Origin of the sequence: Mycobacterium sp. E796 (assembly GCF_001672815.1) — a bacterium.
In the GTDB taxonomy this organism is placed as follows: Bacteria; Actinomycetota; Actinomycetes; order Mycobacteriales; family Mycobacteriaceae; genus Mycobacterium.
Genome location: NZ_LZKK01000225.1, coordinates 26,342 through 49,760, shown reverse-complemented (window position 1 = coordinate 49,760; position 23,419 = coordinate 26,342). Strand labels below are relative to the sequence as shown.

At 66.7% G+C, this 23,419-nt stretch carries 26 protein-coding genes and 1 pseudogene; 12 read left to right on the top strand and 15 right to left on the bottom strand.

From position 1 onward, the window contains the following. Positions 1-8: 8 nt before the first annotated feature. The 3 genes from A5706_RS16620 to A5706_RS16610 all read left to right on the top strand — a co-directional run bounded on the left by A5706_RS16620 (position 9) and on the right by A5706_RS16610 (position 1,592). Positions 9-542: a hypothetical protein gene (locus A5706_RS16620; RefSeq protein WP_156767175.1), complete on the top strand. Its 534-nt coding sequence runs from the start codon at positions 9-11 to the stop codon at positions 540-542. A 12-nt stretch (positions 543-554) separates the two neighbouring features. Next, positions 555-1,142, top strand: coding sequence for a TIGR03086 family metal-binding protein (locus tag A5706_RS16615; RefSeq protein ID WP_068132519.1), 588 nt, complete (start codon positions 555-557; stop codon positions 1,140-1,142). 147 nt (positions 1,143-1,289) lie between these two features. Then, the gene (locus tag A5706_RS16610) at positions 1,290-1,592 is read left to right on the top strand and encodes a hypothetical protein (protein ID WP_156767174.1); all 303 of its coding nucleotides are present in this window, start codon (positions 1,290-1,292) and stop codon (positions 1,590-1,592) included. Positions 1,593-1,735: 143 nt separating this feature from the next. On the opposite strand, the gene A5706_RS16605 is transcribed toward A5706_RS16610, so the two are convergent. The 5 genes from A5706_RS16605 to A5706_RS16585 form a co-directional block, all read right to left on the bottom strand. Continuing rightward, positions 1,736-2,128: a MauE/DoxX family redox-associated membrane protein gene (locus A5706_RS16605; protein ID WP_068132516.1), complete on the bottom strand. Its 393-nt coding sequence runs from the start codon at positions 2,126-2,128 to the stop codon at positions 1,736-1,738. 34 nt (positions 2,129-2,162) lie between these two features. Further along, a complete protein-coding gene (locus A5706_RS16600) occupies positions 2,163-3,221 on the bottom strand; it encodes a cupin domain-containing protein (RefSeq protein WP_068132514.1) in 1,059 nt (352 codons plus the stop codon). Between the two features lie 125 nt (positions 3,222-3,346). Further along, positions 3,347-4,126, bottom strand: coding sequence for an HD domain-containing protein (locus tag A5706_RS16595; protein ID WP_156767173.1), 780 nt, complete (start codon positions 4,124-4,126; stop codon positions 3,347-3,349). A 3-nt stretch (positions 4,127-4,129) separates the two neighbouring features. Then, positions 4,130-5,002: an alpha/beta fold hydrolase gene (locus A5706_RS16590; RefSeq protein WP_068132510.1), complete on the bottom strand. Its 873-nt coding sequence runs from the start codon at positions 5,000-5,002 to the stop codon at positions 4,130-4,132. Between the two features lie 45 nt (positions 5,003-5,047). Beyond that, positions 5,048-5,560 (bottom strand): helix-turn-helix domain-containing protein, encoded by a 513-nt coding sequence (locus tag A5706_RS16585; protein WP_068132508.1) that lies wholly within the window; start codon positions 5,558-5,560, stop codon positions 5,048-5,050. A gap of 155 nt (positions 5,561-5,715) precedes the next feature. Between A5706_RS16585 and A5706_RS16580 the strand changes: the two genes are divergently transcribed. Continuing rightward, a complete protein-coding gene (locus tag A5706_RS16580) occupies positions 5,716-6,891 on the top strand; it encodes a thiolase family protein (protein WP_068132506.1) in 1,176 nt (391 codons plus the stop codon). 60 nt (positions 6,892-6,951) lie between these two features. On the opposite strand, the gene A5706_RS16575 is transcribed toward A5706_RS16580, so the two are convergent. Then, positions 6,952-7,536 carry a hypothetical protein gene (locus A5706_RS16575; protein ID WP_369831888.1) on the bottom strand — a complete coding sequence of 195 codons (585 nt, stop codon included), beginning with the start codon at positions 7,534-7,536 and terminating at the stop codon, positions 6,952-6,954. 132 nt (positions 7,537-7,668) lie between these two features. Here A5706_RS16575 and A5706_RS16570 point away from each other — a divergent pair, with 132 nt between their 5' ends. After that, positions 7,669-8,397, top strand: a complete 729-nt coding sequence (locus A5706_RS16570; RefSeq protein WP_068132503.1) for a 3'(2'),5'-bisphosphate nucleotidase CysQ — start codon at positions 7,669-7,671, stop codon at positions 8,395-8,397. 80 nt (positions 8,398-8,477) lie between these two features. Continuing rightward, positions 8,478-9,341: an alpha/beta fold hydrolase gene (locus A5706_RS16565; protein WP_082964439.1), complete on the top strand. Its 864-nt coding sequence runs from the start codon at positions 8,478-8,480 to the stop codon at positions 9,339-9,341. 20 nt (positions 9,342-9,361) lie between these two features. On the opposite strand, the gene A5706_RS16560 is transcribed toward A5706_RS16565, so the two are convergent. Continuing rightward, complete coding sequence (locus A5706_RS16560; protein WP_231985327.1) at positions 9,362-9,784, bottom strand: hypothetical protein; 423 nt, start codon at positions 9,782-9,784, stop codon at positions 9,362-9,364. A gap of 238 nt (positions 9,785-10,022) precedes the next feature. On the opposite strand from A5706_RS16560, the gene A5706_RS16555 reads away from it, so the two are divergent. Next, positions 10,023-11,054, top strand: a complete 1,032-nt coding sequence (locus A5706_RS16555) for an amidohydrolase family protein (RefSeq protein WP_068132498.1) — start codon at positions 10,023-10,025, stop codon at positions 11,052-11,054. A gap of 7 nt (positions 11,055-11,061) precedes the next feature. Here A5706_RS16555 and A5706_RS16550 read toward each other — a convergent pair whose 3' ends face one another. Further along, positions 11,062-11,967: a haloalkane dehalogenase gene (locus A5706_RS16550; protein ID WP_068132496.1), complete on the bottom strand. Its 906-nt coding sequence runs from the start codon at positions 11,965-11,967 to the stop codon at positions 11,062-11,064. Between the two features lie 110 nt (positions 11,968-12,077). Between A5706_RS16550 and A5706_RS32345 the strand changes: the two are divergent. After that, positions 12,078-12,656, top strand: a pseudogene (locus A5706_RS32345) (DUF2652 domain-containing protein). Between the two features lie 80 nt (positions 12,657-12,736). Here A5706_RS32345 and A5706_RS16545 read toward each other — a convergent pair. Next, positions 12,737-13,873 (bottom strand): MalY/PatB family protein, encoded by a 1,137-nt coding sequence (locus A5706_RS16545; RefSeq protein WP_369831887.1) that lies wholly within the window; start codon positions 13,871-13,873, stop codon positions 12,737-12,739. Positions 13,874-13,919: 46 nt separating this feature from the next. Then, positions 13,920-15,026, bottom strand: coding sequence for a dihydrodipicolinate reductase (locus tag A5706_RS16540; protein WP_068132492.1), 1,107 nt, complete (start codon positions 15,024-15,026; stop codon positions 13,920-13,922). 304 nt (positions 15,027-15,330) lie between these two features. Between A5706_RS16540 and A5706_RS16535 the strand changes: the two genes are divergently transcribed. Together A5706_RS16535 and A5706_RS16530 are read left to right on the top strand one after the other, a co-directional pair. Next, a complete protein-coding gene (locus A5706_RS16535) occupies positions 15,331-16,323 on the top strand; it encodes an LLM class flavin-dependent oxidoreductase (RefSeq protein ID WP_068132490.1) in 993 nt (330 codons plus the stop codon). Then, positions 16,320-17,516: a cytochrome P450 gene (locus A5706_RS16530; RefSeq protein WP_068132488.1), complete on the top strand. Its 1,197-nt coding sequence runs from the start codon at positions 16,320-16,322 to the stop codon at positions 17,514-17,516. The genes A5706_RS16535 and A5706_RS16530 overlap by 4 nt, the downstream gene beginning before the upstream one ends. Positions 17,517-17,523: 7 nt before the next feature. Here A5706_RS16530 and A5706_RS16525 read toward each other — a convergent pair whose 3' ends face one another. Further along, on the bottom strand, positions 17,524-18,309 hold the full coding sequence (locus A5706_RS16525) for a spirocyclase AveC family protein (protein ID WP_068132487.1): 786 nt from the start codon (positions 18,307-18,309) through the stop codon (positions 17,524-17,526). A 173-nt stretch (positions 18,310-18,482) separates the two neighbouring features. Between A5706_RS16525 and A5706_RS16520 the strand changes: the two genes are divergently transcribed. Both A5706_RS16520 and A5706_RS16515 read left to right on the top strand, forming a co-directional pair. Next, on the top strand, positions 18,483-19,121 hold the full coding sequence (locus A5706_RS16520) for a TetR/AcrR family transcriptional regulator (protein ID WP_082964436.1): 639 nt from the start codon (positions 18,483-18,485) through the stop codon (positions 19,119-19,121). 8 nt (positions 19,122-19,129) lie between these two features. Next, a complete protein-coding gene (locus A5706_RS16515) occupies positions 19,130-20,329 on the top strand; it encodes a cytochrome P450 (RefSeq protein WP_068132484.1) in 1,200 nt (399 codons plus the stop codon). A gap of 50 nt (positions 20,330-20,379) precedes the next feature. On the opposite strand, the gene A5706_RS16510 is transcribed toward A5706_RS16515, so the two are convergent. The 4 genes from A5706_RS16510 to A5706_RS16495 all read right to left on the bottom strand — a co-directional run bounded on the left by A5706_RS16510 (position 20,380) and on the right by A5706_RS16495 (position 23,412). Next, a complete protein-coding gene (locus A5706_RS16510; RefSeq protein ID WP_068132481.1) occupies positions 20,380-21,369 on the bottom strand; it encodes an alpha/beta fold hydrolase in 990 nt (329 codons plus the stop codon). A gap of 217 nt (positions 21,370-21,586) precedes the next feature. Beyond that, positions 21,587-22,090: a lipoprotein LpqH gene (locus A5706_RS16505; protein ID WP_068132478.1), complete on the bottom strand. Its 504-nt coding sequence runs from the start codon at positions 22,088-22,090 to the stop codon at positions 21,587-21,589. Positions 22,091-22,189: 99 nt separating this feature from the next. Continuing rightward, positions 22,190-22,918, bottom strand: a complete 729-nt coding sequence (locus tag A5706_RS16500; protein ID WP_068132476.1) for a hypothetical protein — start codon at positions 22,916-22,918, stop codon at positions 22,190-22,192. Next, positions 22,915-23,412 carry a hypothetical protein gene (locus A5706_RS16495; RefSeq protein ID WP_068132475.1) on the bottom strand — a complete coding sequence of 166 codons (498 nt, stop codon included), beginning with the start codon at positions 23,410-23,412 and terminating at the stop codon, positions 22,915-22,917. The genes A5706_RS16500 and A5706_RS16495 overlap by 4 nt, the downstream gene beginning before the upstream one ends. Positions 23,413-23,419 lie beyond the last annotated feature (7 nt).

Genomic DNA, 23,419 nt, shown 5'->3' with positions numbered 1-23,419 from the left:
TCGGTGTCGTGGTGCGCCGAAGGCTTCTGTACCGGTTTGTGATGCTGCCCGCCATTGTGGTTGGCGCGGTAGTGGCCGCTTATCTGATCTTGCTCGGCTGGGGGATGCTCATGCGCGTGGAGCGGATCAGCGATCGGACGCGGCAAGCCACCAAGCGATTGAATCCCTATCTTCGCTGGGCCGCTGGAACCCGGCTTGGCACGCTCTATTTCAACCTGAGCGCGTTGCATCACGTCGGTCGGCGCAGCGGCAGGCCCTACGTGACTCCGCTGAGTGCATATCCCCTCGGCGATGGCTTCGTGCTCGCGGCGGCATTCCCCCACGTTGACTGGTTGGAGAATGTGCTGGCCGCCGGCGAATGCACGCTCATGTGGAACGGCGCCGAATATCCGCTCGAACGGCCCGAGGTGATTTCGCGACAAGAGGCGATGACGGCCTATCCGTTGCTGGTGCGGCCGTTCCTGGCCGGTGCCGCGGGACAAAACAAGTTCGTGTTGTTGCATCGCGTCGGAACCCCGACAGAGCAAACGGCCGCCGGCTGATTGCGAAGGTATATGAACGACGCGAGGACGCGGATCGGCGTTTTGGCCGCCGAGGCAATGGATCTGCTCATTGACGCGGTGGAAGCGATCCCGCCGGAGAGCTGGGACATGCCGTCCAACCTCGAGGGCTGGACGGTGAGGGAACTGGTCGGTCACGCGACCGGGAGCGCAGCGAAGATCGTGACGCTTGTTGAGAACGGAAAGGTCTGGGACCGCCCCTCCCAACCGGCCGAGTGGATATGCGACAACCCGGCGGCACGGCTTCGCGAGCTGAGCACCCGACTGCGCGACGCCCTACCCGGCACCGATCTTGACGCGACGCGGAAGTCGCCGCAGGGCGACGTTCCGTTGCACCGGGCGCTGACCTATCCCGTCTCGGACCTGGCCATGCACAGCTGGGATGTGTATGCCTCACAGGGCCGCTTGATCGAGCTCCCCGGGGATCTGCTGGCATTGTGTCGTGGGCTGGTGGCGTCGGTACCGGAGAATGTGTTGCGGCGACCCGGCGGCTTCGGACCGGCTCGGTCCGCCCCAGACGAATCGACCCCGACGGCGCGGCTCATGGCCTATCTCGGGCGCTCGGTCGATAGCCGTGGCTGACCGCGGGCTGTCACGGTGAGCCCCCTGGACCGATGCGGGGCAACAACATTCCCGGTGCCGCCAAGCCGAACCGGAATAAAGGTCGCCGCCGCATATTGCATTTTCGCGGGGCTGTCCGAGATATGGGTCGGAATCACCGGTAATTGGATGAAATTGCTGTCCAAGCCGCTCAAACCGTCGTTCCGTACGGCAGTCGTTGGAGCCTTCTATGTTGCCGCCGGCATGTCGTTATTGCTGAAGAACAGGTCCGGCGGACTGCTGGGCATTCTCTTCATCCTGCTCGAGGTCCTCGGCCGCGTTCACCTGGTGCGTACCGGTGATTACCCGCCGAGGGGTCCCGACTTCATGAAGAGCGTTGTGGGCGGCGCTATTGCGCTTCTAATCGTGGTCTACCTGGCCTCGCAGTGGCGAAAGTTCGACGCCGGGCAAAGCCCGAACGCACCCGCGTAGCCTCTGAGCCCGAGGGCAGACATATCGCCCGCCTCATAGGCATACTGTCGAACGACGCGGGGAACGGCCCGAGAACGTCCATTTGTCGCTAGCGGTCGGGCAAAGACGTCCTTTCCCGACGGGGACTCGTGTCGCGAGGAGACTCAGCTATTTCGGCTGATCTTGAGCGCGGTGGTGATCATCGGGATCTGCAGCGGCAGCCGGGCCAGCGCGGCGATCCGCATCGGCCATGGCTTGCCCCACCACAAGCGGCACATGTTGACGTTCGCCGGGAAAACGCAGACGAACAGCAGCGCGGCCGCCAGCGCGGCCAGCCGCCGGGTGCGCCGCGGCACCAGCAGTGCGCCGACGGCAATCTCGGCGACTCCGGATGCGTAGGTATAGAACCGCGCGTCGCCGGGAAGTTCGGCCGGGACGATGTCGTCGAATGGTTTGGGCGCCAGGAAGTGGACGGTGCCGATGCCCATCAGCATCGCCGCCACTCGATAGGCGGTTGTTCGGGTGGTGTCCCGTTCAAGGAGGGGGGTGGTCGTCATCGATCCATTGTGTCGTGCGCGGCGCCGACGCCGCTCACTGCTCTCCCACAGCGTGGGCATCGACCGGGTTGCGCCGGTTGACGATCAGTGGATCCGCCTTCGTGAACGGGAAGTCGGGAAGATCGTCGATGTGTGTGTCGAACGTCGCCGCCAGCACCTTACGTGAGTAGGCGCTTGCCGACGCGCGATACCCGATGTCGCCGGGGGTGGGTTGATCGAAGAAGATGCAGAAGTGCATCTCAGGGGCGTCGAAGACCTCGATGTGGTGGGGGTAGGCGCGGGGGATGAAATACACGTCTCCCTGTCGCAGATACCACGTGTCGAGCGTGCCGTCCGGATCCATCACGGTCATGCGCGCCCCGCCTCGGTTGACGTAGCCCATCTCCGCGGTGATCGGATGCCAGTGCGGCTCGCGCATGCCGTCCTCGCGGATGCGCAACGAATACATCGACAGGTCCTTCAGGGCTGGCCAGTACTGCAGTCGTGCGGTTCGGGCCGAGCCGACGGCGATGCTGACGGGAGGCGTCATCGCCTCCACCGAGAACTTGTGCGGGTCATCGAAGTAGGCGGTCGCCGGCACGTCCGGATCCCCGTCCCGGGCCGCCAGTGCGCGGTCGCTGGTGCTGCGGCGGATAGCTGCGAAATCAGAGGCCGGCAGGTCGTAGGTGTTGCCCAGGACGGCGTCGGTCATGGCCCCGAAAGCCGCCCCCAGCCCGAAGTCCTCGGGCCGTTCACTGCGAAAGGCGATGATGAACTCGGCTGTGTCGGTTCCGATGTTCTCGATGTGGTGCAGTGATCCGGAGTCGATGTGAAACATGTCGCCGGCCCGCACCACGAAGGACGAGAATTGGCTGCCGGTGTCGAGCACCGACACCAGCGCGGTACCGGAGACGCAGTAGGTCAACTCGTTGGCGTTGGCATGCCAGTGCGGGGTCCGCATGGCGCCCGCGCTGATCAGCAACCGCTTGATCGAAAGCCCTCGCAGGATCGGGAAGGTGTCGGCGGTGAGGCGGCGGATCGAGCCGAGATCGGATTCCTCGAGGATTTCACCGTCCGTTAACGATGCGACGTGTTCGCTTGTCCGCGTGAGCATTTCATCCTCCAAGGAGATTCCGGGCCGAGATCAGAAGGGCTACCGTCTCTACCATCCCTCTTCGGACTCTGTCCGTCCAACGCAAGTCTTCGATGCGCTGATCAGCGTCGCTTATCAACCCGGCTTTACGCGGGGGTGAAGGTGCTCCAGCGGACCACGGTTGGAAAAATCGGGCCGAAGCATGCGAATCGGCAGCCGGGGTTGCGGCGGGCCTCTTGCTTGACGAGTCGGGCGGTGTCTTCGGCGAATCCGTCACGCGGGTGAAGGTTGAGAATCTCGTCGAGGTTGTCTGGGTGCAGCGCCCATTGCTGGGCCAGGACGTCGACCAGTCCACCCTGCCGGAGCCAGTAGGCGACCCGGCCGTATCGATGCGCGGGGACAAACGGGTTCAGATTGGTCGTGATGGCCAGGGCCACGCTGTCCTGACGCGAGCTGGCCCATCCGGCTACCCCGGTGATCTCCCGAGCCAGTCTGGCGCCGGAGACGGTGAAGCACCCTTGCCGGGTGGGGTCGAAGAGCCCGGTGTCGTGGAGTAGCGCTGCGACACAGAGCTCTTCGCGGTCGAGTGGGTCGGGTTGGCCGCTCAACTCGTATCGAATGGCGGTGAAGTAGTAGGTGCGGAAGCTGTGGTCGACAATGTGCGGGCTTGCGACGGCGCGCAGGCGCTCCTCGGCCGCGCCGACCGCCTCCGTGCGTGGCGGCGCCCACCGCGCGAGGTCGACCTTCCGGGGCGCGCGGGGCGGGGCGACATGTCGCATGGCCCAACGCAATCGGGAAGCGGCGTCACCGAGCAGCACCGCGCCGGTGCCGGCGAGCAAGGCCACGCGCTGAGGCACGGACAATGGCGGGCCGCCCAGCCTTTCCCATTCCAGCGAGCCGACCGGTGGTGCGGGGCTGCGGCGCATCCGTCACTCCGCTCTCGTCGGGTGAGCGGCGAGGAAGCCCTGGATCGCGGTGACAAGGCGATCGGGCTGCTCTTCGGGGATGAAGGTGCGGCTGCCGGTGATCAGTTCAAATTGGCCTTGCGGCAACAGCTTTGCCAGTCGTCGTCCGTGGTCCCGGGGGAATATCTTGTCGTTGTCGGCCCACAGCACGAGCGCGGGTTTGTCGAAGCCGGTGAGCCGGTCGGCGGCCTCGAAGGTGTACTTAGTGTCGACAGCGCGCAGCATGCGCCGGAAGTCGCGCCTGACCCCCGGGTTCAGGCGCACCGGATCGGTGAAAGAGCGCATGATGTCCGGCGGCATCGGCCGCGAGGTCACAAACCCGTAGGCGGTCGGCAGGCGCTGAATCGCCTTGAACTGCGCGGTGTATGCGACGATCCAGGTGAGCAACCGGGAGCGCGCCATCACCTCGAGGTACTTCTGCGGCGTCGGCGGAAACTTCTCGAACGCGTCGCACGAGGTGAGCACTAGGCGGGCGATCCGATCGGGGTGGCGGCCGACCAATGCCTGGGCGACGGCGCCGCCCGTGTCGTTGGCGACGATCGTGACGTCGTCGAGGCCCAAGGCGTCGAGGAAGTCCGCGGTGATCCGGGCCATGCCGGGCAGCGACAGATCGGCGTCGGCGTTCAGCGGGATCGAGTGCGAGCCCCACGGCAGGTCCGGGGTGATGCATCGATGGTCGGCCGAAAGCCGCGGTGCGACATATCGCCACAGATCGCCGTTGACGCCAACGCCATGCACAAACACGATCGGCGGACCAACGCCGCGGTCGCGGTAGCTGATCGCGCCTTGCGGGATGGCGACGCGACGCTCCTGGCCAAGATCGGCACTGATCGACATAGCCTGCATACTTGCATGGTGCAAGTAGAGGGGCAATGGCGCGGCTCAATGTCGCGCGGGACGGCCTTCCCAAGCTGCGAGTTGGGGCGGTGTCAGGGTGGTCGGTTCGCCGTCCGGTCCGACCGCGCCGGGCGCCGTCACCACACGCAGGTCGGGTAGCTCGATGGGCTCGTCGCAGTGTTCGCAGCGCAACGCGCCACCGGCCTGGTGCTCGCAGCCCTTATGCAAGATCAGAACTTCGGGACCCTCCGGCCCCGGCTCGTGCCGGTCGGCCCAAGCCATAAGCGTCAAAACCACCGGGAACAGGTCGCGGCCCTTCTGGGTCAGGTGGTACGAGCCGCGCGAGCCGCTCCGCTCCATCACGCCGTGGTCGACCAACTTCTGCAGCCGAGCGCTCAATACATTCGTCGCCAGACCGAGGCTACGCAGGAACTCGTCGTAGCGGGTCAATCCGTGAAAGGCATCGCGGACGATCAGCAACGTCCAGCGCTCGCCAAGGATCGTCAGCGCCCGGGCGAGCGCGCAGTCCTGACCCGTGTAGTCGCGCCCAAGTGGCATGGTGCAAGTTTAGGCGTGCGGGGCGCTTGATTGTTAGCGCCGTCACAGCCGGCGGCGTCAGGAACTTAGCCCGTTACTATTGCTCATACGGTATTGAATACGATTCCACCCACCCGCTGCTGCCGACCGCAGCCAAACAGTCCGAGGTTGAAAACATGGCCACACCCGTGATCGTCGGAGCCACCAGGACGGCGATCGGCCGCTCCTTCAAGGGCGCGCTCGTCAACACGCCGCCCGAGACGCTGATCACCACGGTGCTTCCGGAGGTGGTGCGCAGGTCGGGCATCGACCCCTCGGCCATCGACGACATCATCTTCGCCGAATCCCACTACGGTGGTGGGGATTTGGCGCGTTACGCGGCGGCCGCGACCGGTATGGAGGACATCCCCGGCCAGGCGGTGAACCGGCACTGCGCGGGCAGCCTCACCGCGATCGGCAACGCCGCGGCCCAAATCGGCTCCGGGATGGAGCGTGCGCTGATCGCCGGCGGGGTGCAGTCGCTGTCCATGACGCCGCTGATGAACCAGCGCATTCCCGGCCCCGAGCTGAAGTTCGAGGAGCGCTGGCTGCCTCCGACCCACGTCGAGAGCCCGGACGCGCCGACCAAGGACATGTCGATCACCGTCGGGTGGAACACCGCGCAGACCGTCGGCATCACCCGCGAGGAGATGGACGCCTGGGCGGCTCGGTCACACGAGCGAGCCATCGCGGCCATGGACGCCGGCAAGTTCCTCGACGAGATCGTCCCGCTGAAGATCACCCAGGCCGACGGCTCGGTGACCGAGTTCGCGGTCGACGAGCATCCCCGGCGCGACACCACGATCGAGAAGCTCGCCGCCCTCAAGGTGCTGCACCCCGAGATCGAGGGCTTTTCGATCACGGCGGGCAATAGCAGCGGCACCAACGACGCCGCGGCGGCGGTCGCGCTGGTGGACCGTGACTATGCGCTCGCCGAGAAGCTGAACGTGATGGGCACGGTCCGGGCGTGGGCTGCCGTGGGCGTGCCGCCCCGGGATTGTGGCCTGGGTGCGGTCAAGGTGATCGGAAAGGTGCTGCAGCGGGCCGGGTTGTCGGTGGACGACGTGGCGCTGTGGGAGATCAACGAGGCGTTCGCCTCCGTGCCGATCGCCGCGTGCCGCGAGTACGGCATCGACGAGGAGAAGGTGAACTTCTCCGGCAGCGGCTGCAGCCTCGGCCACCCGATCGCGGCCTCGGGCGCGCGCATGGTCACCACGCTGGTCTACGAGCTGGCCCGGCGCGGCGGCGGCATCGGTGTCGCGGCGATGTGCGCGGGCGGCGGTCAGGGCGGCGCGGTCGTCGTCGAGGTCTGAGCGGCGATCGCGGGGTCAGCGAAGCTGGGCGAAGCGGGTCGCCGCCATCAGGTCTACCTCTCAGTTGCAGAACGTGTAGCCGATGAACTGCGCGTCGCGGGCGTTGGCGACCGAGTAATTGACGTAGTGCACCGCCGGCATCCCGTTGTACTGGGTGTTGGTTTTCTGCGCGGTGGGCGGTGGGACCGCCTTGGGGAAGGCCAAGATCAGATCGGCAAAGATCTTGAGCCCCGACTGACAGACCGCATCGGGCCGGGGCGGCTGGGCGTTCCACGCGTGCACAACGACCGGATCGGTGAGCTGATATCCCGCGGCGCAATTGGGGTCGCAAATCTTGAAGACCGCGGTGCCGGTTCCATCGGCGCCCTGCGGTCCCCACGAGCTCCACGACATGTCTTGCAGCGCAACGGCAACGCTGGCGCATCCCAAAATGCTGAGCTTCTTCGGACGCTCGACCGGCGGGACCGACGGGTTGTAACAGCCCGGGATGGCAAAGCTGCTCGGTGGCGACGGCTGCGTGGTGGCCTGGCCCGGGGTGCTCCGGTGGCCAGTTAGAAGCTTCACGCTGACGAAGGCGAGTACACCGATCAGCAGCACAGCCAGGATGACACCCACGACCCCCAGGCGTCCCCCCGGAAACCGCAGCCGACTCGATGACGAGACGTTGCCGCTCACGGTTACCAGGTTATGGCAGAAACGGCCGAGCCGGGTGGCGCTGCCGCAAGAATCGTCGCACGGTAAATTTGGTCAACGCTACCAACTTATTGAGGATTACCGATGGATGATCATGCTCTGGCCGCGCGGCTGGCCGCGGAGGCGGGACGGCTGCTGCTCGGGGTGCGCGAGCAATTCGCCGAGGCCGACGCCGCCGAGCGAAAAGCGGCGGGGGACAAGCGGTCCCACGACTTCCTGATGGAGGAGCTCGCTCGCGAGCGGCCCGACGATGCGGTGCTGTCCGAAGAAGGCCCCGACGACCCGGTGCGGTTGCGCTCGCAGCGGGTCTGGATCGTCGACCCGCTGGACGGGACGCGGGAATTCTCCGAGCTTGGGCGCGTCGACTGGGCGGTGCACGTGGCGCTCTGGCAGGACGGTGAGCTCGCCGCCGGCGCGGTGGCGCTGCCGGCCCAGGGGGTCACCTTGGCGACGCCACTCGTCGACGCGCCCCCCGTCCCACCGGACCAGCCGCGGATCGTGGTCTCGCGCACCCGGCCGCCGGCCATCGCCCTAGCCGTCCGCGACGCGCTGGACGGCGTCCTCGTCGAAATGGGTTCCGCCGGAGCCAAGGTGGCGTCGATTGTCCAGGGTCTGTCGGACGTCTACGTGCATGCGGGCGGCCAGTTCGAATGGGACTCGGCCGCTCCCGTCGCGGTGGCCCGCGCCGCCGGCCTGCACACCTCCCGCATCGACGGGTCGGCCCTGGCCTACAACCAACCGGACCCCAAGCTGCCCGACCTGGTGGTCTGCCGGCCGGAACTTGCTCACGCCGTACTCGCCGTCACCGCCTGATTGCACCGGGCCGGACTCGTGCCGGCGGGGTTGACGAAATCGGCGCGTAGTCGGACCGCGGCTACGTTGGAGAAATGCTGATGAGTTCTCCCTGCGACCGCTTCCGGCTGGCCTACAAGCGTCACGGGGCGGGTGGGCAACCGGTCATGCTGCTCCATGGGTGGCCCGGTGACCACACCGACTACCGCCACGTTGTCCCGTTGTTGGGCAAGGATTTTGACGTTGTGGTACCTGACCTGCGGGGGTTCGGGCACTCCGACAAACACCGTGTCGATGCGGGACGCGAATACGGCGCCGCTGCCCAGGCGCGCAGCATCGTCGCGCTGATCGACGAACTGGATTTGCGGCGACCTGTCGTTGCCGGCTACGACATCGGAAGCCGCATCGCCCAGTCTCTGGCCAAGGACCGTCCGGATGTCGTCAAACACCTGGTGGTGTCGCCTCCATTGCCCGGCGTGGGAAGCCGTGTCCTCGAGCCAAACGCGCAGAGGCAGTTCTGGTACCAAGCGTTTCACCAGCTGTCACTGTGCGAGGAACTGATCGACGGAAACCGCGACGCCGTGCGGACCTATCTGCGTCACTTCTGGGCGCACTGGTCCGGCCCGGCTTTCACCATCGCCGACGCGGACCTCGATCATCTCCTCGCTGTGTATTCGCCACCTGGCGCACTTATCGCCTCGATCGGTTGGTATCGGGCCGGTGCCGGGACGGTGGCAACCGCGCCGGCCGAACAGCCGCCTCGGCGCGATGAACGAATCAGCACCCCCACGTCGGTGCTGTGGCCGGACGACGATCCACTGTTTCCCCGCCAGTGGTCGGACCGCCTCGACGACTTCTTTGCCGGCGTGCACCTGAGCGCCGTCGATGGCGTCGGCCATTTCACCCCGCTCGAATGCCCGAAGCAATTCGCCGAGCTGATATGCCGCGCGGCGGCCGCCGCATAGTCTCGGCCGAGCGGCCTTGTTCAATCGCGTAGGCGGCGCCGATGCCCTTTGGCCTCATGGGTCCACTCTTGTTCGATGCGCCCGATCTCGAGCGACAGAAGCGCGAGAGTCGGGTTGTCGCAATGCACTTCGTGGGCAGTGCGCAATGCCGCCGCATCGCCGGTGGTCGGCAGGTACGGCCGCAAGCCCTCGAACCATTCGTCGCCGACGACATTGGGCGGATCGCCGGCTTGCGGGCCGCATGCCCATTGCTGGTAGACGTCCCGTGCATTCGCCAAGCCGCTTCGCCAGCGCTGGATGGCGTCGCAGCGCTGCGCGTGGATGTGCATCTTCATCTGGTGCTTGTTGTTGGTGCTCGAAACCATCCCCGGGAGCAAGTTGTCGGCGGCGGACCTCGCGACGCCCGCGATGCCCATGGCCGACGCACCCACGACCGTGCCCATAAGGCCCATCGTTACCATGTCCATTCGCAGATCGTCGCACCCCGGGCGGCGACGGCCAAGGACTACCGCATTAACTCCGATCGGGCGAGGTCGAGGGCGATGTCGACGAGACCAGCTGGGAGCCCGCCACCCACCAGGGAATTAGCATCTGGGGGCACTCCAGAGGGCACTATGAGGAAGTCGTGCCGACCCTGGCCGGCGCGGGCATTCCAGCCCATTGATCGACAAGGGAGCAGCGATGTTGCGGATCGACACCCACCACCACGCCATCCCGTCCTTCTATCGAGACCTGTTGCTAAAGGCCAAGATCGACGATGAGAGCGGCCGCGCGCTGCCGGAGTGGAGCCCCGAGGCGTCGTTGCAGACCATGGGTGAACTCAACGTCGCCACCGCGATCCTGTCGGTGTCCACGCCGGGCACCGCGTTCCTGCCTGACGCGAGGGACGCCGCCTCGCTCGCCCGCGACCTCAACGACTACCTCGCTGGACTCGTACGGGCCCAACCCGACCGGTTCGGGTTCTTCGCGACCGTCCCCATGCCGCATCTCCGAGAGTCCGTCGACGAGGTCGCCAGGTCACTCGGCGACCTGCACGCCGACGGCGTCGTAGTGCTCGCCAACAGCGCGGGAACCTATCTGGGCCAGGACGGACAGGACGATCTGTTTGCGGTGCTGGACGCGCGCTCGGCGGTGGTGTTCATCCACCCCGCCAACCTGCCGGGCCCCGTCGTGGACGGCGTCCCGCCGTTCGCGGCCGACTTCCTGCTCGACACCACTCGCGCGGCGTATTTGCTTGTCCGCAACGAGATTTGCCGCAAGTACCCCAACATCCGGTTCATCCTCAGCCACGCCGGCGGGTTCGTGCCGTACGCGTCGCACCGCATGGCGCTCGGCATCCTGAGCGACACCGGACGGAGCGTCACGGACAGCCTGGACGACTTCGCCAGCTTCTACTTCGACACTGCGTTGTCGTCGAGCGCCGCGGCGCTGCCCAGCCTGCTGGCCTTCGCGAAGCCGGGACACGTCACCTTCGGCTCCGACTGGCCCTTCGCTCCCGTCGCGGCCGGCAAGCTGTTCGCCGCGGGCCTGGAAACCTATCCGGGGCTCGATGCAGGCGCCCGCACGGCGATCGAGCGCACCAACGCCCTCACGCTGTTCCCGCGTTTGGGGGCCGCGGCGCCGCCGGACACCGGCTCCGCCGTGGATCGGGCGCGCCACGCGGCCAGCAGGGTGTTGATGCGCGGCGTCACGCGACTGATCAACAGCGGCTAGCTCCCGCTCAGCGTAGGGCCTGCTGCCAGGACAGCATGCGTCGGGCCAGTTCGGGTCCGGCGTCTTCCTGGATGAAGTGGCTGGCCTTGATGCGGGCGTGCGGCTGGCCGGCCGCGCCCGGGATGTGCTTGATCAACGGGCGGTCCGCTTGCCCGAGGATGGGATCCCTGTTGCCGAAGATGGCCAGGCAGGGCTTGTCCCACTGGCCCAGGGTCTTCCACGCCGCCCGGTTGGCCGGGATCGCCGGGTCATACGGTGACGTCGGCACCAGCTGAGGGAACGCGCGGGCGCCGGCCTGATAAGTCTTGTCCGGGTAGGGCGCGTCGTAGCCCGCCCGCACCTTCGGGGGCACCCGGCGGACGGTGCCGAAGGCGACGATGAGACCGGCGGGCAGCACCGGGGAGTAGCGGGCGAACGCCCGCCACAGGCGGAAGGCCGGCGGCGTCGGGCGCTCGGCGGTGGGCAGGAAACCGTTCGCCACCACCAGCCGCGCGATCCGGTCACCCTGCTCGGCGGCGATGCGTAGGCCGATCAACGATCCCCAGTCCTGGACGAACAAGGTGACGTCCTTCAGGTTGAGGCGCTCGAACCACGAGGTCACCCATTCGACGTGGCGCAGGTAGGTGTAATCCTCCATCCGGCTGGGCTTGTCGGAGCGGCCGAAGCCGATCAGGTCGGGCGCGAGCACGCGGTTGCCGGCGTCGGCCAGCGGCGGAATCATCGTGCGGTACAGGTAGCTCCACGTCGGCTCGCCGTGCAGCAGCACGATCGGTGGACCATCGACCGGGCCCTCGTCCAGAAAGTGCATGCGCAGCGGCGGGGTGTCGCTTGCAGTCACGTCGATGTAGTTCGCTACGAACGGATAGCCCTCCAGGTTTTCGAATCGGGAGTCTGGGGTTCGCAGCACATCCATATTCGGCTCCTCCGGGGGTGAGACCTCTGCAAGCCTCTCGCGGCAGCGCGATTTCGTCCAGTGGCAGATTCATTGAGACGGTAACTGGCAACAATTACACTGCCCCCATCATGGCCATCCGGCAAGCGGTACTGCTGATCGCCGACATCGGCGGATACATCACTACATGAGCTGGAACCGGACGCACTGGCGCACGCGCAGCTAACCGTGGCCGGGTTGTTGGAAGCCGTCATCGACGCCGGCAAAGGGCTGAAACTCGCCAAGCTGGAGGGCCTGTAACTTTCAAGCGGCGTTCTTCTGGGCGCCCGACGGCAACGCCAAAGTGCTGGTATGCGAGCGGCTGTCGCGGATGCGCGAGGCTTTCCTCGCAAAGCGCGAGCGCTTCAAGTCCGACATCGCCTGTGACTGCGCGAGCTGTGGGCAGCTGGACAATCTCTCCCTGAAGTTTGTCGTGCACCAAGGCGAGGTCGCGGAGCAGAAGGTGAAACGCCACGTCGGAGGTGCCGGCCGTGCGGCCACGGCGCAGCCGTTTCGGCCGGTTCGGCGCCACGGCCAAGTTGGAGCTGACCGCGTTGCCGTTTCTGTTGGGCATCAAGAAGCCCGCGGAGGGTAGGTTCCCGCGTGGCCGAAAATCGTTCGATGCTAGCGGAAATCACACAAGTCGCCTGAGTACCGTCAGCTGGTCATAGGGCGACTCCGATTTGCGATATCACCGGCGATATCGAGAATTGAACTCACCTATTGGTCCCGTCGCGCAACGGTTTTGCGCTTACCGGGACAGTGCCCGGCCCATTCGCGAAATCGCCTCGGTGAGAATGACTTTCGATGTCGCGAAGTTCAACCGGACATGCCCGGCGCCGCCGGTGCCGAAGACGTGACCTGAGCTGAGCGCGACCCGGGCGTGGTCGAGGAACCAGCGGGCCGGTCCGGCCATGTCCGCCACCACCGCCAGCCCCCCGCCGGCCTCCTCGTCGAAACCGAGTTCGCGGCAATCGAGCCACGCGAGGTAAGTGCCCTGGGGCCATTGGTATTTCACGCCGGGAAGGTGTTCCGCGATCAGATCGCCCAGCAGCGTCCGGTTCGCGTCGAGGCCGCTCAGCAGTGCGTCGAGCCACTCGCCGCCGCTGCGGAACGCTTCGGCGTGCGCGACGACGCCGAGGTGGCTCGGACCGTGGCTGACCTCCTCCGGCATCCGGCGCAGGTCCGCCGCCGCCTCCGGACCGGCAACGGCCAACGCCGCCTTCAGGCCCGAGAGGTTCCACGCCTTCGATGCGGACGTCAGGGCCAGCGCGTTCTCCGCGCCGGGCACGGTCAGGTACGGGACGAAACGCGCACCCGGCAAGATGACCGGCGCGTGGATCTCGTCCGAGACCACTCGCACACCGAACCGTCGAGCAAGATCGGCGACGGCGCGCAGCTCCTCGAACGTGTGCGCCGACCCGGTCGGGTTGTGCGGATTGCACAACAGGTAGGCGACCTTGCCGCCCGACGCGCCGGCCCGGGCGAACGCGTCCGCCAAGGCGCCCAGGTCAATTCGGCCGTCGACGTCCAGCGGCGCCTCGACCACCCGGCGGCCGTCGTGTGACACAAATGCGTAGAACGGCGCGTACACGGGCGGGTTGACGACGACGGCATCCCCGCGGTCGGTGACCAGGCGCAGCATTTCGACGGCGCCGAGCATGACGTCGGGAACCATCGCGGTGCGCCCGACCTGCAGGTCGTGCCATTGCCAGCGCTGGGACGCGAATTCGCTGACCGCCTCGGCGAACGCGGTGCCGCAGGGATATCCGGTGTCCCCGATGTCGATCGCCCGGCGCAGGGCCTCGGCCACGGTGGGCGGCAGTGCGACATCCATCTCGGCGACCCACAGCGGCAACACGTCGTCGGCGTGGGCGCGCCATTTCATGCTGGTGCGCAGCCGGAGTTGCTGCAGCGTGAGTTCCTCGAGCGGGTTAAAGGCCACTCCGGCAGACTAAAGCGTGCTTTGGAATCGTCAGGGGCAGGTCGACCGAACTCAGTAGCCCGGGTTCCGCCGCAACGACATACGGCACGGCGTTGACGACGCGCATGGCGGTGGCGACCATCGCGCCCGCGCCGGAGGTCATGCCCCCGATCCCGGCCTTGCGGGGATCCTTCAGCGTGGCCGCCAGGGTGCACTCGATGTCGGGGTCGCCGGTGATCGCGATGCGGTAGGACAGGTCGCCGATCCCGGTCGGCCAGTCGGGGGCGACGTCGTGCGCGAGCCGGGTGACGTGCTCGATGACGATCGCCTCGCGGCCGTCGACCACCCCGATCGCCTGCATGCGCAGCGCGCCACACGTGCCGGCCTCGACGGTGCCCATGGCAACCTCGAGGGTGCGGTTGGTGACCGCGCGGTCGAAAGTCTCACGGATTTCCCGCACTTCGACGCCGAGCGCATCGGCGATCAATCGGATCTGCCCCTGCCATTCGCCGGCGATCGCGCCCGGATAGCCGATCCAGGGCTGGTAATCCAGCGGGCGACCGAAACCCAACGCGTCGCTCATGATGTCGGGAACGCCGTAGTCGTCGTACAGGCCGATTTCGAACGAGTGGATCTTCTCGATCGACGACGATTGCGTGGACAGCACCAGCGGCAGGTAGTCCGCCGCGAACCCCGGCTCGATCCCCGACGCGTAAAGCGACACCTGGCCCTGCTTGGCCGCCGCGACGAGCTGGTCGCGCCACTCCGCCGGTTCGTAGGCGTGCGGGTTGACCAACCGCGTGGTGCTGGTGGTGACGACGTTGATCCCCGCCTCGAGCAGCCTGACGTAATCCGGGATCGCCAGCGCGTCGCGTTCGGGGCCGCTGGCCGCGTAGATCACGCAGTCTGGTTTCAGGGCGATCAGCGCGTCGGCGTCATTGGTGGCCTTCAAGCCGATCGGCTCGCCGCTGGCGAGTACGCCGGCGTCCTGGCCATCCTTTTCCGGCGAGTGCACCCACACGCCGACCAGGTCGAGGCTGGGGCGCCGCTGAATGGCGCGGATGGCGATCGATCCGATGCCGCCCGTCGCCCAGACCACTACGCGATGAGTCGTCATCCTGCTCCTCCTTGAGTGCGCGTACCGAAAGTCGAGACGGCCGTTGCCCTTAAACCGTTAAGGAAGTGGACACTATCCTAAAGAACAAATCTTAGGTTAACCCGCAGCTGATGTACACGCTCAGGTTCGACATGCGCGCCCCGGACCGGGCTGGGCCCGCCGCCGACCTCTACGCCACGCCGATCGACATGTGCGCGCGGGCGGAAACCCGAGGCGCGTTCACGTCTTCGACTACCCGTTGACGCAGCTCTTGGCGGGCACGTACCGTACGCGATACAAATATTAGGTTGGCTAGGAGTCGCTGGTGTTCACGCTGCGCTTCGACATGCGCGCCCCCGCGTGGGGAGCGCCGCGAGTAGCGCTGTACGGCGCCGTGCCCGAAATGTGCGCGTGGGCCGAGGATCATGGCGGCCTCGCCGCGGTGTTCTGTGAGCACCACGGGTCCGAGGACGGCTACCTGCCGTCACCGTTGTTATTGGCGTCGTCCGTGGCCGCGAGGACAGAGCGCTTGGCGCTGAGCCTCATCCTGATCCTCCCGTTCTACGACCCGGTGCGCCTCGCCGAGGACATGGCCGTCCTCGACATCATCAGCAAGGGACGGGCGTCGTACATCCTGGCCCTGGGCTATCGGCCCGAGGAGTTCGAGCACTTCGGCGTGGCGATGCGCGGTCGCGGTCGGCTCGCCGACGAAAAGCTTGCGCTGCTGCGGTCGCTGCTGTCCGACGAGACGGTCAGCAAGGACGGGCGCCGGATCACCGTCACGCCGCGCCCGCACACCGCTGGCGGGCCAGGCATGATGTGGGGCGGCGGCACCGTGGCGGCGGCCCGCCGGGCCGGTAGGTACGGGCTGGGCATGCTGGGCAACGCCAACGAACCCGGTATGCGGGAGGCCTACGAGGAGGCCTGCCGCGAACACGGTCACACGCCCGGCCCGACGATGTTCCCCAGCCGCGACACCCCCTCGGTCGTATTCGTCGCCGACGACGTGGACCAGGCGTGGAAAGAGCTCGGCGAGCACCTGCTGCACGACGTCCGTACCTATGCCGCATGGAATCCCGGGGACGAGACGACGGCCGGCTTCTCGCACGTGAAGACCATCGACGAGCTGCGCGCCTCGGGCACATCGCACATCATTATCTCTGTCCCGGAGGCGATTTCGCGGGTCCGCGCCGGCGAGATACTCAACCTGTCGCCGCTGTGCGGTGGGCTGCCACCGGAAGTCGCGTGGCCCTATCTCAAGCGCGTGGGCGAGGTCGTGCTGCCGGAGGCGTTGTCTGAGACAAAGACACCGCTATGACCGGGGCGAGCACCGCGAAGGTCTACTACGACCCCTTCGATTTCGAGATCGACGACGATCCGTACCCGATCTGGAAGCGGCTGCGCGACGAGGCGCCGGTCTATTACAACGACAAGTACAACTTCTACGCGCTGAGCCGCTACGAGGACGTCTCCCGCGAGCTGATGAACTTCGACACCTACCGGTCGGGCCGCGGCACCACGATCGAAATCATCAAGAGCGGCATCGAGGTTCCGCCCGGGATCATCCTCTTCGAGGATCCGCCGATTCACGACCTGCATCGCCGTTTGCTCTCAAAGGTTTTCACGCCGCGCCGGATGGAGGCCATCGAACCGCTGACCCGCGCGTTTTGCGCACGCGCGCTCGACCCGCTGGTCGGTGCGGGCACGTTCGACTTCATCGAGAATCTCGGCGCGATGGTCCCGATGCGCACGATCGGCTACCTGCTCGGCATCCCCGAAGAGGGCCAGGAAGCCATCCGCGACAAGGGCGGCCGCCAGCTCACCCTGAAAGAGGCCACGTTCCGGCCCGCCACGCAAGAGTTCTTCGAACGCAGCTATGAGATGTTCGCCGACTACATCGATTGGCGGGTCGACCACCCGTCGGACGATCTGATGACGCAGCTGCTCAACGCCGAGGTCGAGGACGGCGGGAACGCCCGGCGGCTGACGCGGATCGAGGTGCTGCAGTACACCAGCATGATCGCCGGCGCGGGTAACGAGACGACGACGCGCCTGATCGGCTTCCTGGGCCAACTGCTCGCCGAGCACCCCGACCAGCGGCGGGAGATCGCGGCGGACCCCTCGCTGATCCCCATGGCCATCGAGGAGACCTTGCGCTACGAGGCCCCCTCGCCGGTGCAGGCGCGGTACGTCGCCCGCGAGGTTTCATGCCACGGCACGACAGTTCCCGAGGGCTCAATCATGTTGCTGGTCAACGGATCCGCCAACCGCGACGAGCGCAGGTACCCCGACGCCGACACGTTCGACATCCACCGCGGCGACACCCACCTCAGCTTCGGACACGGGCTGCACTTCTGCATGGGATCGGCCTTGGCCCGCATGCAGGCCCGCGTCGCGCTCGAGGAGGTCATCAAGCGCTGGCCGGACTGGGAAGTCGACTACGCCAACGCCGCCAAGGCCCACACGACCAGCGTGCGGGGATGGGCGAAGCTGCCGGTGTTCACCGGGTAGGTCGGGGCTACTTGGGCTGGTTCGGTACCCCCGGGAACAACTGTTCGGTCGGCCCCGCGGTCACCCAGCCGCCCAGCTTCGTCACCAGGTGCGGCGCGAAAACAGCGCAGTAGAGCAGGTTTCCGACGACGACGACTGCCGCGACCGACAGCACCGACGACTGCAGGCGAGTCTTCGATCTCTTGTCGGCCCACACCTCGACGACGTTGCGTCCCTCCGCGTCGGTGCGCCCGAGCAGGTAGGTGAAGACCATCATCTGTATGCCCATGGCGAGGGAGTCGTAGAGCGGGTACTGGTGAATGGTGCCCTCGCGTATCGCGAGCCCGGGGATCACGCGTCCGTAGTAGAAGACGCCGAGCTTGGCTCCCAGGAACCCGTTGAACAGCAGCGCCCAGCAGAAGCCGACGACGAGCCCGACGATGAGGAGGGTGGTTGGCCTGCGCCACTTGAACTTTGCGCTCAACCACCGCCCCAGCGCCGCCCCGGTGACGGCCGGGAGCACGAAGTAGGAGATGTAGCCGATGGGAACGAACGAGGGCAACCCACCCCAGGTGACGTTCAGCGGCCACCATGACGGCATCCGCGGAATGGCGGGCGGGAACTGGGCGTACATCGCCCAGTCGTAGGGCGCCTCGATCCACGAGAACGAGATCGCCGAGACGCAGAGAAGCAGCAGTGGGTGTACCCGGCGCTGGCGAATGCTCAGGTAGACACCGATCGCGGTGAATGTGATGCCACCGACGAGGGCGAAGCCGCTCGCCGCCTGCATCACGGGCGTCATCCCGCTGCTCATCGACCGCCCTCGTGTCCGCGGGAGCGGCGCGACTCGGGGTCGAAGCGGAGTACCAGCCCGAATACGAAGACGATCAGTCCGAACAGCGTGCCCAGCATGATGACTGCGCCCACGTCCGTACCCCTTCCAGGATCGGGTCGACCCCCAAGATAGTGCATGCTATCTTAAAAGTCGTGCCCCAGCGACCCGCCGTTGCCCCGGCCACGCGCCGGCCCCGCGGCGCGCCGCGCAAACTCCTGCTCGACGCCGCACGAGACTTGTTCGCGCGGCAGGACTACCGCGGCACCACCACGCGCGAAATCGCCCAGGCCGCAGGCGTAACCGAACACCTGCTGTTCCGCCACTTCGGCTCGAAGGCGGCGCTGTTCCGCGAGGCCCTCGTCGTACCGTTCACCAGCTTCGTCGACGAATTCGGCCGCACCTGGCAGGCGGTCGTGCCCGAGGAGACCAAGGAGGAGGACCTGGCGGGCCATTTCGTCGGGCGGCTCTACGACGTGTTCGTGGAACACCAGGGTCTGCTCTTGACGCTGATGGCGTCGGAGGCCCTCAGCGACGAGGAGAAGGCCGACGCCGGCATCGACGACGTCCGGCGCGCCCTCACGGTGCTCGGCCAGATCAGCGCCGAGGGCATGCACCTGCGCGGGTTGCGGTCGGATCACCCTGACCTGCCGGCGCATTCGACGGTGGCGATGATCGCGGGCATGGCCGCGTTGCGATCGACCTACTTCGGCAGAAAGCAGCCGTCGCGGGAAGTGATCGTCGAGGAGCTCGTCCAGGCGATCCTGCACGGCTTCCTGCACCGAAATGACTGAGAGGCAAGATGTTACGTTCAGCCGAGCTCTATTACGACCCTTACGACGTCGCCATCGACGACGACCCCTACCCGGTGTGGAAGCGCATGCGCGCGGAGGCGCCGTTGTACTTCAACGAGAAGTACAACTTCTACGCGCTGAGTCGTTACGAGGACGTGGCGCGCGAACTGCCGAACTGGGAGACCTATCGATCCGGGCGGGGGACCACCGCCGACATCCTGTTCAACAACATCGAGGTGCCGCCCGGCATTCTGCTGTTCGAGGATCCGCCCCTGCACGACCTGCACCGCAAACTGCTGTCCCGCGTTTTCACGCCGCGACGCATGCTGGCCGTCGAGTCCATGGTGCGCGGATTCTGCGTCCGCGAACTGGACCCGCTGATCGGTGCCGGCGGGTTCGATTTCATCGCCGACCTCGGGGCGATGATGCCGATGCGGACCATCGGCTACCTGTTGGGCATACCCGAGGCGGACCAGGCGAATATCCGGGATCGCAACGGAGCCTTCATCGAAATGGCCGAGGGGCGAAAGCCCGGCGAGGTCAACCCGAACCTGTTCGCGGACACCATCGCCATGTTCGCCGAATACATCGAATGGCGCGCCAACAATCCGTCCGATGACCTGATGACCGATCTGCTGCGGGCCGAGATCGAAGAACCCGACGGGACCCGACGCCCCTTGTCCCGGACCGAGGTGCTGTCCTACACCGCGATGATCGCCGGCGCGGGAAACGAAACCACCGCTCGCTTAATCGGTTTCATGGGGCAGCTGCTGTCGGATCACCCGGATCAACGCCGCGAGCTCGTTGCCGACCCATCGCTGATCCCCGGCGCGGTCGAGGAAACGCTGCGCTACGAACCGCCGTCGCCGGTGCAGGCCCGCTACGTCGCCCAAGATGCCGAGCACTACGGCCGCGTGGTGCCGGAAGGGTCGTTCATGTTGCTGCTGAACGGTTCCGCCAACCGGGACGAACGCCGATTCCCCGATCCGGACCGCTTCGACATTCACCGCCAGGGCGGGCATCTGAGCTTCGGGCAGGGCCTGCACTTCTGCCTCGGCTCGGCCCTAGCCCGGATGGAAGCCCGGGTGGCCTTGGAGGAGGTCCTCAAACGCTGGCCCGACTGGGAGGTCGACTATGCCAACGCCCAGCGGGCGCACACCGCCAGCGTGCGCGGGTGGGCGCGGCTGCCCGTCGTCACCGGGGCGTAGCGGCTCTTGCGCCCAATGCCCGGCCAGCCGGGCGCTCGGGGGCGAGACGGCTAGGAGAAGCTTTCGTCGACCAGCACGGCGCCGCCGGGCTGATTGCCGAGCGTCTGAAGCGGGATGTCCCCGCCCTCGGCCGTGAGGCGAACGATCTGGGCCAGTTCGCCGGGGGCGTCGCACTGCAGGTAGTGGTCGGCGCTGGGCACCACCCAGTAGCGGTTCCGGCCGGGCTTGCTCTTCAGATACGTTTGCCAGACGTAGTTGGGGACACGCACGGGTGAGACGTTGTCGTGGATGCCCCACACCAGCGCGGTGTCGACGGGGTTCTTGGAAAGCGCCTCCAGCCAACCGGTTTCGTCGGCGGCACGCTCATGGAGGTATTGAATCGTGTCCGGCAGCACGCGGATGCCGTCGTTGTGAGCGAAGCATCGCGCCAGCGCGGCGATCTCCGGGTCTTCCAGTGTCCGCCGCGGCATGAAGGTGCTGACGCCCAAGCCGGCGGCGAGCATCTCCGGCGTTGTCGCCGCCGCGGTGTCCCGCCCGGTGGCGGTATCGAGCAGGGCGGTCTGGAACATAGTCAGGTTCGAAAGCGGGAGGTAGATGTTGGCGTTCGTCAGGATGAGGTCGACGGGCACGACGGGCGGATCCTGGGCCGCCAACATCTCCAGCGCGATCATGCCGACGCTGCTGCCGCGATCGTGCGTGAGCATGCGGAATTCGGTCAGCTTCCACACCTGGGTGATCGCGTAAACGAGCAGGCGCGCATCGTCGTACAACGAATAGACGTACGGGGCCGGCGGCTTGTCGGACAATCCGTAGCCGGGAAAGTCGAGCATGAACATGTCGAACTCTGAGGCCAGCTCGTGGGACAGGCCGAAGTAGTCGATGCTCGACGTCGGAAAGCCGTGCACCAGCACCAGCGCGGGTGCCCCGGGGGTACCGCAACGGCGGCTGAACACCGTGACTTCCCGCCCGTCGTTGGCGGCCGTTGTCGACCGCCACCGCAGCTCGGTCCCGCCGCTTTGCCACTCCGCGAAGATGTCCAAGCTGACAGCATCGCAGAGGCGGTGGCGGTGGACAACCAGGCATCGATAATTTCCTGGCAGCACAGGAAATTGGGATGCGCCGCTGTGCCCGCCTCAGAGCGACAGCTTTGATGCCCTTTACCGCTTGTCGCTGTGAGGCGGGCAAAAAGCCATCCAACATCCTGCGGTGGCTCGAGTGATCGAAAACCAAACTGCAGCAGTTGGTTTAAGACGTCGCTCAGGGGCAGGTCACATGAATCCCGAACGTCACCTGGTGCACGTCGCCCTGATTGGGCGACACTCCCTGGCCCGTCCCGGTCACGGTGTAACTCTTGCCGTCCTTCGTCGCCTGCACCTGCGTCGCGGACTGCGGCGCCTGGTAGGGCAGCTGGTACTCACCGGATCCCGCTTTGAGTGACAGTGAAAAGCCGTCGACGCTGGGTGGCTTTTCGTCCGACAGCGCCAGCGACACCGAAGCCGAATCGTCGTGAACGCTGATCCGGGTGGTCAGGTCCCCGGACTCCGCGGGTGTGGCGCTGGGTTGCGCCGCCGTCGCGGTGCACTCGACCTTCGTCATGATCGTGTGCTTGTTGCCGCCGATCATGACGGTCGTGCTCGGCGGGGCCGCGCTCGTGCTCGTGGCAGAAGACGGCTGGCCGCTCTTGCTCGAGCAGGCCGGCAGGGTGGCCGCCACGGCGATCACGCCGACCGCGGCGGCGAGAACGAGTCGCGAACTGGTCATCTCAGGTCCTTTGCTAGAGCTCAGAAGGACTATAGAGGCCGTGCGTTGCGGCGAGGTCTCATCCCTCTGGCGACCGGCCCAACGGCGGATCCGCGCAGTTCACGGCCACGCTTCCCAGCTGACCATCGTTCGTAACGGTCCCGCGAAGAGCGGCCGCACCGCGCCCGACCGCCACCGTTCCTCGATGAGCGGAGCCAGCGCGTCGACGGTGGTGAGCGGGTCGGCGTCGACGTAAACGACCGTGATGTATTGGTGGTCCGTCAGCCATCCCGCGGGTAGGTGGCTCCACCCGGTGCTCGTCCCGAAAGTCCAAGCGCCGGCGGTGCCGGGCGCGGCGAGCAGCGCCGGATGGTGTTCGGTGTGCAGCCATTGCAGCCACGCGTCGGGGCGGCCTTCGGTGGGTTCCTCGACGATCAGCACGATGCCGCGGTGCGGCCGAAAGGGCACCACCTCGGGCGAGACGAGGGCATGCGGCGCGGCCTGCCACTGCAGCAGCCGCAGACCGGCCACCTGCAGCGACGGGCGCGTGACGGGAAAGCGGCCGTTTTCCCGCAGCGAGCGGCCGAGCGCGACGAAGTCGTCAAAGGTTTGTTCAACGGGCTCACCGATCAGGTAGTGCACCACGTTGCCGACCTGCGCCAGCGGCCCGTCGGCCGCCAGACGGTGGTCGGGGTAGGCGCCGTCGGCGATCCAGCGCAGCCCGTGGACGATGCCCGGCAGCTGGTATTGCTCGGGCATGTGATCCAGCAGGTGCCAACGCAGGTAACTGCCGTCGTCGTCGGGCGCGGGAGGGGTAAGGCTGAAAAAGCCTGCCTTGACGCGGTTCACGTGCCCGGGCCGATCACGAAGCAGCGGCCGCTGCTGCTGGTGAGTAATACCTCTTGTACGGAGGACTTGTCGATGGTCGCGAACTCGAAGCGGTGCACCTGTTGTCCGGCTTCGATGTTGGCGTCCTGGGACTCGGTGGTGCCGTCCTTCTTGCGAACCAGGGCCGTGACCTTGTCGGGCTTCGAAATGTTCTGCGGCTCATGGAAGTACCACACTTCGATTCCCGCGCCCGAGCCCTGCCAGCCGTCGGCGTAATAACATCCCGGGTTGCCGTCGGCGTCCGGCGGCGGTGGCGGGCATATCGATAGGCCGATGCACGGCGTCGGCGCCGTGCTGGTGGCCGTGGCCGGAGCGACGACCGTGGTGGTCGCCGCAGGCGGTTTCGTCGTGCCGGGACTGGACGCCTTCGGCGGCGACGCTTGCTGCGACGCGCACGCCGCAACGCCCACGGAACCCATCAGGAGGATGGCCAGCACTCGGATCGCCTTCGACATGAAAGCC

Coding starts and splice junctions, on each gene's coding strand:
- A5706_RS16615 (WP_068132519.1), top strand. CDS start 555: ATGAACGACGCGAGGACGCGGATCGGCGTTTTGGCCGCCGAGGCAATG.
- A5706_RS16610 (WP_156767174.1), top strand. CDS start 1,290: ATGAAATTGCTGTCCAAGCCGCTCAAACCGTCGTTCCGTACGGCAGTC.
- A5706_RS16605 (WP_068132516.1), bottom strand. CDS start 2,128: ATGACGACCACCCCCCTCCTTGAACGGGACACCACCCGAACAACCGCC.
- A5706_RS16600 (WP_068132514.1), bottom strand. CDS start 3,221: ATGCTCACGCGGACAAGCGAACACGTCGCATCGTTAACGGACGGTGAA.
- A5706_RS16595 (WP_156767173.1), bottom strand. CDS start 4,126: ATGCGCCGCAGCCCCGCACCACCGGTCGGCTCGCTGGAATGGGAAAGG.
- A5706_RS16590 (WP_068132510.1), bottom strand. CDS start 5,002: ATGTCGATCAGTGCCGATCTTGGCCAGGAGCGTCGCGTCGCCATCCCG.
- A5706_RS16585 (WP_068132508.1), bottom strand. CDS start 5,560: ATGCCACTTGGGCGCGACTACACGGGTCAGGACTGCGCGCTCGCCCGG.
- A5706_RS16580 (WP_068132506.1), top strand. CDS start 5,716: ATGGCCACACCCGTGATCGTCGGAGCCACCAGGACGGCGATCGGCCGC.
- A5706_RS16570 (WP_068132503.1), top strand. CDS start 7,669: ATGGATGATCATGCTCTGGCCGCGCGGCTGGCCGCGGAGGCGGGACGG.
- A5706_RS16565 (WP_082964439.1), top strand. CDS start 8,478: ATGAGTTCTCCCTGCGACCGCTTCCGGCTGGCCTACAAGCGTCACGGG.
- A5706_RS16560 (WP_231985327.1), bottom strand. CDS start 9,784: ATGGGCACGGTCGTGGGTGCGTCGGCCATGGGCATCGCGGGCGTCGCG.
- A5706_RS16555 (WP_068132498.1), top strand. CDS start 10,023: ATGTTGCGGATCGACACCCACCACCACGCCATCCCGTCCTTCTATCGA.
- A5706_RS16550 (WP_068132496.1), bottom strand. CDS start 11,967: ATGGATGTGCTGCGAACCCCAGACTCCCGATTCGAAAACCTGGAGGGC.
- A5706_RS16545 (WP_369831887.1), bottom strand. CDS start 13,873: ATGAAATGGCGCGCCCACGCCGACGACGTGTTGCCGCTGTGGGTCGCC.
- A5706_RS16540 (WP_068132492.1), bottom strand. CDS start 15,026: ATGACGACTCATCGCGTAGTGGTCTGGGCGACGGGCGGCATCGGATCG.
- A5706_RS16530 (WP_068132488.1), top strand. CDS start 16,320: ATGACCGGGGCGAGCACCGCGAAGGTCTACTACGACCCCTTCGATTTC.
- A5706_RS16525 (WP_068132487.1), bottom strand. CDS start 18,309: ATGAGCAGCGGGATGACGCCCGTGATGCAGGCGGCGAGCGGCTTCGCC.
- A5706_RS16515 (WP_068132484.1), top strand. CDS start 19,130: ATGTTACGTTCAGCCGAGCTCTATTACGACCCTTACGACGTCGCCATC.
- A5706_RS16505 (WP_068132478.1), bottom strand. CDS start 22,090: ATGACCAGTTCGCGACTCGTTCTCGCCGCCGCGGTCGGCGTGATCGCC.
- A5706_RS16495 (WP_068132475.1), bottom strand. CDS start 23,412: ATGTCGAAGGCGATCCGAGTGCTGGCCATCCTCCTGATGGGTTCCGTG.